10 protein-coding genes are annotated in these 12,398 nt (G+C 71.4%); 3 read left to right on the plus strand and 7 right to left on the minus strand.

Annotated elements, in window-relative coordinates; all coding sequences use genetic code 11:
• Nucleotides 1–44 precede the first annotated feature (44 nt).
• From cydD to OG494_RS36155, 4 genes are all read right to left on the minus strand, one after another.
• Nucleotides 45–3,836, minus strand: a complete 3,792-nt coding sequence (cydD, locus tag OG494_RS36140) for a thiol reductant ABC exporter subunit CydD (protein ID WP_328446431.1) — start codon at nt 3,834–3,836, stop codon at nt 45–47.
• On the minus strand, nt 3,833–4,840 hold the full coding sequence (gene cydB / locus OG494_RS36145) for a cytochrome d ubiquinol oxidase subunit II (protein WP_328446432.1): 1,008 nt from the start codon (nt 4,838–4,840) through the stop codon (nt 3,833–3,835). Before cydB ends, cydD begins: the two co-directional genes overlap by 4 nt.
• Nucleotides 4,841–5,107: 267 nt before the next feature.
• Nucleotides 5,108–6,583: a cytochrome ubiquinol oxidase subunit I gene (locus OG494_RS36150; protein ID WP_328446433.1), complete on the minus strand. Its 1,476-nt coding sequence runs from the start codon at nt 6,581–6,583 to the stop codon at nt 5,108–5,110.
• Nucleotides 6,584–6,662: 79 nt separating this feature from the next.
• Nucleotides 6,663–7,622 (minus strand): S41 family peptidase, encoded by a 960-nt coding sequence (locus OG494_RS36155; protein ID WP_328446434.1) that lies wholly within the window; start codon nt 7,620–7,622, stop codon nt 6,663–6,665.
• A 185-nt stretch (nt 7,623–7,807) separates the two neighbouring features.
• Between OG494_RS36155 and OG494_RS36160 the strand changes: the two genes are divergently transcribed.
• The gene (locus tag OG494_RS36160) at nt 7,808–8,395 is read left to right on the plus strand and encodes a TMEM165/GDT1 family protein (RefSeq protein WP_328459127.1); all 588 of its coding nucleotides are present in this window, start codon (nt 7,808–7,810) and stop codon (nt 8,393–8,395) included.
• 119 nt (nt 8,396–8,514) lie between these two features.
• Nucleotides 8,515–9,183: a DUF998 domain-containing protein gene (locus OG494_RS36165; RefSeq protein WP_328446435.1), complete on the plus strand. Its 669-nt coding sequence runs from the start codon at nt 8,515–8,517 to the stop codon at nt 9,181–9,183.
• Here the strand turns inward: OG494_RS36165 and OG494_RS36170 are convergent.
• From OG494_RS36170 to OG494_RS36180, 3 genes are all read right to left on the minus strand, one after another.
• Nucleotides 9,180–9,560, minus strand: a complete 381-nt coding sequence (locus OG494_RS36170) for a DUF6188 family protein (protein ID WP_328446436.1) — start codon at nt 9,558–9,560, stop codon at nt 9,180–9,182. The two genes, OG494_RS36165 and OG494_RS36170, sit on opposite strands and share 4 nt — an antisense overlap.
• Before the next feature lie 82 nt (nt 9,561–9,642).
• Complete coding sequence (locus OG494_RS36175; RefSeq protein WP_328446438.1) at nt 9,643–10,284, minus strand: IclR family transcriptional regulator; 642 nt, start codon at nt 10,282–10,284, stop codon at nt 9,643–9,645.
• Entirely contained in the window at nt 10,281–11,135 is an 855-nt protein-coding gene (locus tag OG494_RS36180) for a hypothetical protein (protein WP_328459128.1), read from the minus strand. Before OG494_RS36180 ends, OG494_RS36175 begins: the two co-directional genes overlap by 4 nt.
• 85 nt (nt 11,136–11,220) lie before the next feature.
• On the opposite strand from OG494_RS36180, the gene OG494_RS36185 reads away from it, so the two are divergent.
• On the plus strand, nt 11,221–12,393 hold the full coding sequence (locus OG494_RS36185; RefSeq protein WP_328446439.1) for a homogentisate 1,2-dioxygenase: 1,173 nt from the start codon (nt 11,221–11,223) through the stop codon (nt 12,391–12,393).
• The last annotated feature ends 5 nt before the right edge of the window (nt 12,394–12,398 follow it).

The raw sequence follows: 12,398 nt of genomic DNA on the forward strand, positions 1-12,398 counted from the left end.
CGCGCGGCGCAGCGGCGGCGCGGCAAGGACACGGCGCGAATCGATCACGTCGCCCCGGCCACCGGCACTCGTGTGACGACCCGGCCGTCCCGGACCTCGAGCACCACGTCCGCGTCCCCGGCCTCGTCGGCGCGGTGGGTCACGTGCACCACGGTCCGCCCCGCGAGCGCCTCCCGAAGCCGCGCCCGCACGACGCGCGCGGTCGGCTCGTCGAGGTGGGCGGTGGGCTCGTCGAGCAGCACGAGCCCCGCCGAAGGCGCCCCGAGCAAGGCCCGCGCCAGCGCAACACGCTGCACCTGCCCACCGGAGAGCCCGCTACCGCCACTGCCGAGCACAGTCGCCGGCTCGACGTCGTCGAGCGCCACTCGGTGCAAGGCTTCGCGCAGCTCGTCCTCGGTGGCGGCCGGCCGCGCCAGCCGAAGGTTTTCGCCGACGGTGGTGGCGGCAAGCATCGGCTCCTGCGGCGCCCAGGCAACACCCTCGGGCGCGCTGACGACACCCCGAGTCGGCGCGAGAAACCCGAGAAGAGCGGCAACCAGAGTCGACTTGCCGGCCCCACTACCCCCGACGACGGCCGCATAGGTCCCCGGCGCAAGAGCCAGATCGACACCACGCAACACGACGGGCCCATCCGGCCACCCGAGGTCAGCACCCCGCAGCTCAACGGACGGCACCTCGTGGTCCCTCGACGGGTTCCGGACCTGCACAGCAGTCTCGAGCTCAGCCGAAGGTCCGGCAATCTCGACCAGAGCCCGAGCGGCACTCGCGACACCAGCCGACCGCGACCCGGCGGCCTTGCGCGACCAGGAGGCCGTCAACCCCGACCGACGCTCGGCGACACCCTCAAAGCCAGCCGACTCCCACCCGGCAGCCCCAACCTCCGACTCGGCGCGAGACCCAGCGGCACCCCCAAAGCCAGCCGACTCCCGCCCGGCAGCCCGGACCTCCGACTCGGCGCGTGGCCTAGCGACACCCACGAAGCCAGCCGACTCCCACCCGACAGCCCCGGCCTCCGACCCGGCGCGAGACCCAGCAGCACCCACGAAGCCGGCGGGTTGCTGCGCGGCGGTCCAGCCCGACACTGCCGCCACCTCGACCGTCGGCTCAGCGGCATCTGCAACCTCAGCCAGTTGCCGACTGGTGGCCCGGCGCATTCCTGCCGTCGCCGACTCGGCGCGAGACTCCGCGGCACCGGCTGGCCGCGAACTGGCGGCCACTGACTTGCCCTGCCCGGCGCGCGGAGCTGGCTTCGCGGCTCCGTCGGGGGTGTCGGCCAGGCGGTGGCGGGCCTGCTTCAGCGTGTCCCAGTGCTGGGCCACCGGCGGCAGCAGCGCGAGCACCTCCGCCAGCGCCAACGGCACCAACGCCAGCAGTGGCGCCAGCACCGGATCAAGCCGTCCAGCCGAGACTGCCTGGGCCGCGAAGGCCGTGCTCACGATCGCCGCCGTGCCGCAGGCCAGTGTCACCAGGGCCTCCGCCGCGCCCACTCCGAAGGCCTGGCGGCGGGCCTGGGTCACCAACCGGGTGTCGGCCTCGGCGAGGGTGTGGCGATGCCCCGCCGCCCGGCCGAACGCCAGCAGCTCGGCCGCTGCCTCGAAGAGCACCAAGACCCGCGATGCGACGTCGCGTCGGCCGGTCGCCAGCGCTGATGTCGCGCGGCGTTCGGCTCGCAGCGCGACCAGCGGTGCGCACAATCCGGCCGCGACCGCCGCCGCGAGCGTCCAGCCCGCCGCGGGCAGGACCCAGGTCTGGACCGCGATCGCTCCGGCCGCGACCAACGCCACCACCAGCGGCGGCGACACCACCCGGGGCAGCAGGTCGCGCACCGTGTCGACGTCGGCGACCAGGCGACGCTGACCCTCGCCCGCGCGCAGGCCTCGCGCCGGGCCGAGGCGGACCAGGGAATTCCACAGCCGCACGCGGAGGCGGCCTGCGATGCGGAACGCCGCATCGTGCGTGACCAGGCGTTCCGCGTACCGGAGGCCGGCGCGGCCCAGGCCGAACGCGCGGACGCCGACCACGGCGACCGTCAGCGTCAGGATCGGCGGCTGCTGGGACGCCTTGGCGATGAGCCAGCCGGACGTCGCGGTCAGCGCGACGCCGGCCAGCAGGGCCACCGCGCCGAGTGCCGCGCCGCCGAAGAGACGTCCGTCGAGGAGGGCTCGCCAGGGCAGCGGCGTCGCGAATGAGTCCTTTGTGGATGGTTCAGGCGCGCCCGGAGGAGAAATCGACATAGCGACGGCGGCGGTGCGCTCGTGGGCCGCGATCACCGCCGCGGCTCCGTTGTCGACCGCGCGCTGCACCGCGTCGAGCACCAGCCGCGCGCTGGTCTCGTCGAGGTGGGCGGTCGGCTCGTCGAGCAGGAGGAGCCACGCGCCTTCGCGCACTCGCTGCAAGGCCCGCGCGACCGCGACGCGCTGACGCTGCCCCAGCGAAAGCCTCGCCACCGGACGGTTCGCCAGCCCGGCCAGGCCGAGCTCGGCGAGGCCGGCGTCCGAGCCGACCTCTTCGCGGACCGTGCCGCCGGTGAACACCGGCGACTGCGGCACCCACGCGACCTGCTCGCGCCAGCGCGTGAGGTCGGCGTCGGCGAGGTCCGTCGCTCCGACCGTGATGCTTCCGTCGTGCGCGGGAACGAAGCCGAGGAGCGCTGCGAGCGTCGTCGATTTCCCGCCACCGCTGGGGGCGCGGAGCCAGTGCGTCTCGCCCGGGCGGATCGTGAACGTCTCGCCGTCCGGCGCGAAGCCGCCCCGACGGGCCACCCGCAACGAAGAAACGTGCAGGTCACAGCCATCCGGGACCGCAGAACCGATGGCAGGCGCCGGGACGGCCAGCAGGTCGGCGACCCGGCGGACCGCCTCGACGCCGTCCTCGCTGGCGTGGAACGCGGCGCCGACCGCGCGCACCGGCTGGTAACACTCCGGCACGAGGATCAGCACACCCAGCCCGATGGCCAGCGGCAGGTGGCCGCCCGCGAGCCGGACGCCGATCACGACCGCGACGAGCGCGACCGAAAGCGTCGCGATCAGTTCGAGCACGAACGCCGAGGAGAAGGCGGCTTTCAACGTCTTGAGCGTCGCGCGGCGGTGACGTTCGGAGAGCTTCCGGACTGTCTCGGCCTGGGCGGCCGCGCGGCGGAACGCGGTCAGCACCGGCAGCACGCGCACCAGTTCGAGCAGCCGCTCGGACATCCGGTGCGTCGCGTCGGTGGCGCCGGCGACGCGGCCGGCCGTGAACTTGCCGACCAGGATCGCGAACACCGGGAGCAGCGGCACGGTCAGCGCGACGATCACGCCCGACGGCCAGTCGGCGAACAGGATCGCCGCGCCGGCGCCGAGCGGCACGACGGCCGCCGTCACCAGCGCGGGCAGGTACTCGCGGAAGTACGCGTCGAGCGCGTCGAGGCCGCGGGTCGTCAGCGCGGTCAGCTCGCCGTGGCCGCGGCGGGCGATCCACTCCGGGCCGAGGCGCAGGGCGTGGTCGACGGCTTTCGCGCGCAACTCGCGTTGCGCGGTCGCCGCCGCGCGGGCGGCGACCGTGCGCACCGCCCAGCCGGTCAGCGCGCGCGTCGCGACGAGCGCGAGCAGCGCGGCCAGCTGGGCGGTGCGTCCCCCGGAACCCGCTCCGACGATCGCCGCGAGGACGTCGGCGAGCAGGAATGCCTGGGCCACCAGCGCGGCGGCGTTGAGGAACGAGAGGAATCCCACCAGGGCCAGCGCTCGGCGCACGGCCGGCACGAGGGCCGGCAATGCGCCGAGCGGGCCCTTTCCCGGCCGCGCCGAGTCCACTGTGGACTCCGAGGCGAGAAGGGGAGCGCGCCCGGGAAGCTGCGTCATGGTGCGTGGACCGCCGGGATGTGCTGGGTGCCGATGCGCTTGCGGAACACCCAGTACGTCCAGCTCTGGTAGATCAGCACGGCGGGGGCGCCGAAGACGGCGACCCAGGTCATCACCGTCAGCGTGTACGGGCTCGACGCCGTGTCGGCGATGGTCAGCGTGTTGGCGGCGTCGAGGGTCGAGGGCAGGACGTTCGGGAAGAGCGAGCCGAACATGGTGACGGCGGCCCCGGCGATGACGACGCCGAGCGCGGCGAACGCCTGGCCGTCGCGGTCGGCGCGCAGCTTCAGCCAGGCGACTACGGCGGCGAGAGCACTGATCCCAAATGCGAGCAGTGTCCACAGCGTGCCTTCGCGCCACTGGACGACCGCCAGGAACGCGACGACCGGCACCATCGCGAGGGGCAGCAGCCTGATCGCCAGGTTCCGGGCGCGTTCTCGCAGTTCACCGGTGGTTTTGAGGGCGAGGAACGCGGCGCCGTGGGTGATCGAGAAGGCGGCGACGGCGACCGCGCCGAGCAGGGTGTCCCAGCGGAAGGCGGCGAACGCGGAGCCGACGCGGTTGCCTTCGGCGTCGAGGGGCAGGCCGAGGACGGACGTCGCGAGGATCAGCCCGACGCCGAGCGGCGGGATCCACGAGCCGACCATGATCACGCGGTCCCAGGTGCGGCGCCAGCGGTCCGAGTCGACCTTGCCGCGGTATTCGAAGGCGACGCCGCGGCCGATCAGGGCGAGCAGCAGGAGGAGAAGCGGCAGGTAGGCGGCGGAGAAGAGACTGGCGTACCAGCCGGGGAAGGCGGCGAACATCGCGCCGCCGGCGACGATCACCCAGACTTCGTTGCCGTCCCAGACCGGCCCGATGGTGTTGACCATGACGCGGCGCTCGGTGTTGTCGCGCGCGAGCACCGGCAGCAGCATGCCGACGCCGAAGTCGAAGCCTTCGAGGAACAGGTAGCCGGCCCAGAAGAAGGCGATGACGCAGAACCAGATCGTCGCGAGGGTCATCGGACGCCCCCTACCACTTCGGTCCGACGTTCGGCCGTGGCCAAGCCTCGATCGCCGTGAGTTATCCACAAGTGGTCGAGTTGTCCACAGATTTGCTGTGGGTAACCCGTGAGAGTGACCAAGCCGATACGCTGGGTTCGGGGACGCCCCCCGGGACGGGTGGGGGCTGCTTTGGGGGCGATTGGGCCTGCGGCAGAGGGTTTTGGCTGGTCAGCGGGGGTGGGCTCGGCCGGGGTGTGGGTTTTCGTGGTGCTCATCGTCGCCGCCTCAGTAGGCGAACGCGAGCGTGTCGCCCGGTTCGTTGTCGTCGTTCTTGGGCTTCGGCGGGGGCATCACCGCGTCGATGCCGCCGCGGATGTACTTGCGCATCAGGTACAGCTCCACCACGCCCAGCACCGCGTACACCGTGGTCAGGGCGATGAGGGACGTCCAGACCTCGCCCGTCGACAGCCGCGAGACGGCCTGGGCCGTGAACATCCAGACGCCGTCGACGCCGGACGGGTTCGGGGCCACCACGAACGGCTGACGGCCCATCTCCGTGAAGATCCAGCCCGCGCTGTTGCCGAGGAACGGGGTGGCTACGCCGAGGAGCACCAGCCACGGGAACCAGCGTGAGCCGGGGATGCGGTCGCGGCGGGTCAGCCAGAGGGCCAGCAGGCCGATGCCCGCCGACACCGCGCCGAAGCCGATCATCATGCGGAAGCCCCAGTACGTCACCGGGAGGTTCGGCACGTAGTCGATCGGCTTGCCCGCCAGCGAACCCAGGTCCGGGTCGTCCGGGTAGTTCGTGCCGTACTTCGCCTGGTACTCCCCGATCAGGTCCTCGACGCCCTTGACCTCGGTCTTGAAGTCGTTGTGCGCCAAGAACGAGAGCAGCGCGGGCACGTTGAACGTCTTGACGTCCTCGCAGTCGGACCCCGCGACGTCGCCGATCGCGATGATCGAGAAGCTCGCCGGCTTTTCCGTGTGGCACAGGGCTTCCGCCGACGCCATCTTCATCGGCTGCTGCTCGAACATCAGCTTGCCCTGCGTGTCCCCGGTGATCGCCAGGACCGCGAACGCGGCGACGCCGACCCAGCCGCCGAGGCGCAGTGACGTGCGCCAGACGTCCTGGTGGTCGCCGCGCCGCCAGAGGTGCCAGCCCGCGATGCCGACCAGGAACGCCGCCGCCACCGAGAACGCGCCGGCCAGCGTGTGCGGGATCGCGGCCAGAGCCGTGTTGTTCGTCAGCACCGCCCAGATCGAGTTCATCGTCGGCTTGCCGTTCTCGAACGTCACGCCGACCGGGTGCTGCATCCACGAGTTCGCGGCCAGGATGAAGTACGCCGAGGCCATCGTGGCCAGCGAAAACGCCCACGCGCAGGCCAGGTGCACCTTCTTCGGCAGCCGGTCCCAGCCGAAGATCCACAGGCCGAGGAACGTCGACTCGACGAAGAACGCGACGAGCCCTTCCATGGCCAGCGGCGCGCCGAAGACGTCGCCGACGAACCGGGAGTACGCGCTCCACGTCATCCCGAACTGGAACTCCTGCACGATCCCGGTCACCACGCCCATGGCGAAGTTGACCAGCAGCAGCTTGCCCCAGAACTTGGTCATCCGCAGGTGCCGCAGCTCGCCGGTGCGGACCCAGCGGGTCTGCATCGCCGCGACCAGGATCGACATCCCGATGGTCAACGGGACCATCAGGAAGTGGTAGACGGTGGTGATGCCGAACTGCCACCGCGCTAGCTCAAGGACCTCCACGTAGCCCAGCGTGCTCCGGGCCCGGCGGCGCGACCAGTTCAACTGGTCCCGATGTGCCCAGGACCAACGTCCTGGGTGACTACAACCGGTCGAGCGCCGCCCGCGCTTCCTCGGCGACCGCGCGCCGCGGGCCGGTGTCGCCGAGCTCGAGCACGTGCTTCAGGGCCAGCGCGTACGCCGTGTCGAACGCCTTCTCCGCGTCGACCGGGATGTCCGGGCGGACGCCGGTGCCTTCCCAGTTCTCCCCCGTCTCCGGGTGGAACGAGCGGGCGATCGACACGGTCACGTCGAGATAGGTGTCCACTTTGTACTGTTCACGCGGGTGCGCGCCGCCGCGGCTGGGCTCGCCGACGGTCTTCGCGCGGCCCTGCTGCTGCAGGGAGAACGCGAGGTCCTCGCCGCCGGAGAACGTGCGCGGGCCGGTGAGCACCCAGATCGGCTTCGTGCCGCCGAACTTCGCGCCCGGCACGTACGGCAGCGTCCACATCTGGGTCGTGCGGTCGCCCTCGCGCTCGTAGATGTTCAGGTAGTTGACCTGCTCGTCGACCAGGTAGCTCTGCAGCAGCGCGCTCGTGCCCGGGGTGCCGCCGCGGTTGCGGCGCACGTCGAGCAACAGTGCGTCGGTAGGCGCCAGCAGCGTCATCGCCGCCGCGATCGCGGGCCCGGCCAGCTCGGCCGGGTAGAGGAGTGTCGTGTCGAGGTAGCCGACGTTGCCCGCCAGCCGCCGGACCGCCGCGATGCCGAACGCCTCCAGCTCGGCTTCGACCCGGAACTCCTCGGAGTCGAACTTCGCGTCCCCGTCTTCGGGGACCGGGTCGAGGTGGTGGCGCAGCCGCACGTGCTTGTCGCCGTTCACCGACTGCAGATCCACTGTGACGACCGTCGCGAACTCGGCGTCGTCGAGATCCGCGTACGCGCCTTCATCGAGACGCCGGCGAAGCACCTCCGCCAGCTTCGCCGCGACGTCCGGGAAGACGTAGTGCGCGTCCAGCCGGCGGATGACCTCGTTGACCTGCGCAGTGCGCGCTTGTGACCCCATGCCCGCAACCTACCGCAGACCACAACCGAAAATTCGGCGCGCCGAAGAAAATTGTGCGCCCGTCCGCGATGACAAATTCATGGGCACCGATTCGGCAATTTCGCGGAAGCCATCAGCTTGCGACTCGCTGAACCTCCCCTTTATCGTTGCAGTGAAAGGGGAGAGAAATACACATGACTACCGCGATGGTGGCGCTGATCAGCGCGTTCGGCCTGGTCCTCGCCGTGGAGCTGCCGGACAAGACACTGGTCGCGACCTTGGTGCTGACCACCCGTTTCCGTGGCTGGCCGGTATTCGCCGGGGTGTGCGCCGCGTTCGCTGTGCAATGTGTCATCGCGGTCGCGTTCGGCAGTGTGTTGACGTTGTTGCCGGACGTCGTCCTTTCCCTGGTCGTGGCCGGCATGTTCGGGCTCGGCGCTTTCATGCTCCTTCGCGAGGGATTCAGCGGAGCCGACGAAGCAGGCGAAGACGCTTCGCGCACAGGCCCCTCGCCAGCGTCCTTCTGGCGTTCCGCGCTGACGTCCTTCGGTGTGCTCTTCGCCGCCGAGTGGGGTGACGCCTCCCAGCTCGCGACGGCGAGCCTGACCGCCCGGATCGGCAACCCCCTGGCCGTCGGCGTCGGCTCGTTCGCCGCGCTCGTCGTGGTGGCCGGGCTCGCGGTGTTCATCGGCGGGAAGATCCGCAACCGGATCCGGCCGAAGCTGATCCAGCGCATCGCCGGGTTCGTGTTCGCCGGGTTCGCGGCGTTCGCCCTGCTCCAGCTGGCTTTCTGACCTGGACGTACGGACTCTTCACAGGATCACGCGGTAACCTTTCGGGAACGAAAGGGTGAGGGCAAGGTGAACACCACCTTGCCCTTCTCCTTGTCCTCGATGTGCCAGGAGAACCGCAAGTGACCGCACCGCAGCCGCAGACCGCCGTCTCGCCGGTGCACGGCAGGCTCGCGCTGGGCGGCATCGGCCTGGCCGTGGCCATCTCGATCGACCTGCACCTGCGCCTCTCGAGCCAGGTCAGCCCGATCTGGCAGACGCTCTCGGAATACGTCTACGGCAAGCTCGGCGGCTCGTCGGCCGCGCCGCTGTTCAGCGCGATGTGCCTGGCGCTCGCGCTCGGCTCGGTCGCCCTGCTCACCGGCATCGCGAAGGCGCGCCGCCCGGGCACCACCGCCGTCTGCGTGCTGCTCGGTGTCTGGTCCGCCGGGCTGCTGGTGTGCGGGCTCGTGCGCGTCGACCCGGACGGTGAAGCGCGTTCGCTGTCCGGACAGGTGCACAACATCGCCGCGCTGACGGCGTTCGTCGCGTTGCCCGCGGCCGCGTTCGTGCTGACCCGCAGGGGTCGCGAGCGGTGCCCGTGGGAGCCGCGCCGCAGCACGATCCGGCGCCTGGCCACGGCGAGCTTCGCCAGTGTCGGCGTCGTGCTCGGCGGCTTCGTCGTCACGCTGATCATCGGCCCGGCGCACCAGGAGGTCACGCTCGGGCTGTTCGAGCGGCTCCTGTTCAGCGTCGACGTCGCGCTGCTGCTGACCATGGTCCGGCCGCTCGTGGCCGCGTCCCGGCGCTAGTTCGACTCCCCCGGCCCGACCAGGATCGGCTCGACGCCGTGCCCGGTCAGCCACCACGACTCGTACGCCGGATCCGGCCAGACCGACAGCTCGGCGCCGTCGTCGAACGTCAGCGCGAGGCTGCCGGACCGCAGCCGGACGGCGGTCACCGTGCGGCCGAACAGGTCCAGCACCGGCGCCAGCGCGGCCCCGGTGGCCGGCCTGAGGTCGTGGCAGCGGCCTGCGGCGTCACGCAGCCGGAACGCCGTCTCGACGACCAGTTCGGCGTCGACCCGCGGCTCCTCGTCCGCCGGCTCGTCGACGAGTTCGAGACGCACCTGGAAGTCGAACGCGGTCCGGCGGACCGCGCAGCCGACGAGCTCCTCGGGAATCTTCACCGCACCCCCGGCCGGGTCACGGCGGCTCCCCGGCGAGCCGCCTCTGGCACCACGAGATCACATCCCGGCGCCCGTGCGCCAACTACGCATCCGTTCGGAGCACCCCGGTCAGCCGGGCGGCGGCCGCGACGACCTGCGGACCGACCTCGGTGGCCTTGAGAGGTTCGAGGGAGACGACGCCGACGCTCGCCCGCAGCCCGGGCACCCCGCGGACCGGCGCGGCGACACCGGACGCGCCCGCTTCCAGCTCGCCGGCCGACGTCACCCAGCCGTCGCCGCCGGGGCGCAGGGTCATCGCCTTGCCGGCCGCGCCCGAGTTCAGGGCGTGCCGGCTGCCGACGCGGTAGGCGACGTGAAAACTCGTCCAGGACGGCTCCACGACAGCCACCGCAAGCGCTTGCGCCCCCTGGGCGACCGACAGGTGCGCGGTCGCGCCAACCTTCTCGGCCAGCTCGCGCAGCACCGGGCCGGCCGCGTCCCGCAGCTGCGGGAGCACCTGCCCGGCCAGCCTCAGCAGGCCGACGCCGAGCCGGACCTTGGTGCCGTCGCGCCAGACCAGCCCGCGCTCGGACAGCGGCACCAGCAGCCGGTAGACGGCCGCGCGGCTGGCCCCGATGGCCACGGCCAGCTCGGAGATGGTCGCCGCGTCGCCGCCGGCGTCGGCCACCGCCTGCAGCAGCGCCAAGCCCCGGTCGAGCGTCAGCGACCCCTCCCGGCCGGTCACAGCAAGCCGAGTTCGCCCATGTCGGCGACCGGCTCGTCGAACGAAGCGGCCGCGTAGGACGCGAAGAGCTCTCGCACGGCCTTCGCGGCCGGCTCGGGCAACGCGCGGGCTTCGTCGGCCAGCGCCTGGCCGTCGGTCTCCTCCAGGGCCGCCCGGACGTCGCCGCCGGCCAGGCTGCGCGCGGACGCCACGAGCAGGTTGAGGAAGCCGTGGTGCACGAAGCCGGTACCCGGGTCGGCGTGGCGGACGGCGCGGTGGAGGCTGTTCGTCGCCTTGAACGAGGCGCCGGCGGAGCCGCTGACGACGGCCAGGAAGTCCGCCACCTCGTCGACGCTCGGGAAGTTCTCGCCCGCCTTGCCGCCGCAGCGGATCTTCGGCCAGCTGCCGTGCTCGATCACCTTGCGGACGCCGTCGAGCCAGCCGACGCCGCGCCGCGGCTCGACCACCCGGATGACGTCCTCGGGGACGAACTCCGAGACGCGTTCCAGCCACACCTCGTCGACGTCGGAGGGGGCCGGCATCTCGACCATCCGCAGCGCGAGCAGCTCACTGCGCGACTCGACGATGGAAATCGCCTTCGGCACACCGCCGAGCCCGGTGTCGATGATCAAGGAAAGCGGTAGCGGCTGCTTCGGCTTGATCTTGATCAACTCGGTGATCAGCTCGGGCAGACGGGACGCCTGGCAGAGAAAAACCCCCAGTACACCTGCGTGTTCGGACTCCCGGCTCGCGAAATGCGCGCGCAGGGCTTCGGGCATGGCCGCATCGCCCGGCGGGAACAGCGCCGAGTCGTCGACGAGCCTCGCGAACAGGGGAGGGATCCCACGGGGGCCGGGGGGCGTGAGTTCCACAGCGCTTGACACGAATGACACGCTAGTAGCGTACGACATGAGGACAAAATCGTTCGCACAACGGACACGTCAGGAGGGGACATCGATGCCTTACTACCGGCGGGTAGGCGAGATCCCGCACAAGCGGCACACGGCCTTCCGCAAGCCGGACGGCGGGCTCTACGCCGAAGAGCTGATGGGCGTCGAAGGCTTCTCCGCCGACTCCGCGCTGCTCTACCACCGCGGGCTGCCGACGGCGATCGTCGACGCGGTCGCCGTCGAGGAGGACCGCGGGTCGCTCACCCCGAACCACCCGCTCAAGCCGCGGGCCTACAAGACCGGCGAGCTCAAGTTCGGCGGTGACGCCGACGCGGTGACCGGCCGGCGGCGGCTTTTCGGCAACGCCGACGTCTCCATCGGCTTCGTGACGGCGACCGCGCCGAGCCCGCTGTACCGCAACGCGGCCGGCGACGAGCTGTTCTACGTCCAGGGCGGTTCCGCGACCGTCGAGACGATCTACGGCAGCCTCGAGGTCGGCGACGGCGACTACCTGGTGATCCCGACGTCGTGCACCTACCGCGTCCTCCCGCACGGCGAGGTCAGCCTCTTCACGCTCGAAGCGCGCGGGCACATCGGGCCGCCGAAGCGCTACCTGTCGGCGAAGGGCCAGTTCCTGGAGCACTCGCCGTACTGCGAGCGCGACGTCCGCGGGCCGGCCGAGCCGCTTCTGGAAGACGGCGAAGACGTCGAGGTGCTCGTGCGCCACCGCGCCGGCCTGACCCGCTACACCTACGCGACGCACCCGTTCGACGTCGTCGGCTGGGACGGCTGCCTGTACCCGTGGGCGTTCAACATCGACGACTTCGAGCCGATCACCGGCCGCGTGCACCAGCCGCCGCCCGTGCACCAGACGTTCGAGGGCCCGAACTTCGTGGTCTGCTCCTTCTGCCCGCGGAAGGTCGACTACCACGAGGACTCGATCCCGGTGCCGTACAACCACGCGAACGTCGACTCCGACGAGCTGATGTTCTACGTGCGCGGCAACTACGAGGCCCGCAAGGGCTCGGGGATCGGCGTCGGCTCGCTGTCGCTGCACCCGTCCGGTTTCACGCACGGCCCGCAGCCGGGCGCGGCGGAGGCGTCGATCGGCGCGGAGTTCTTCGACGAAACCGCCGTCATGGTCGACACTTTCGCCCCGCTGGAGCTCGGCGAAGCGGCCGACGCGTCCGAAGACCCCGGTTACGCGTGGACGTGGTCCAAGCGCGGCCCTAAGGGATAGTCAAG

It is taken from the genome of Amycolatopsis sp. NBC_00438 (genome assembly GCF_036026695.1).
In the GTDB taxonomy this organism is placed as follows: domain Bacteria; phylum Actinomycetota; class Actinomycetes; order Mycobacteriales; family Pseudonocardiaceae; genus Amycolatopsis.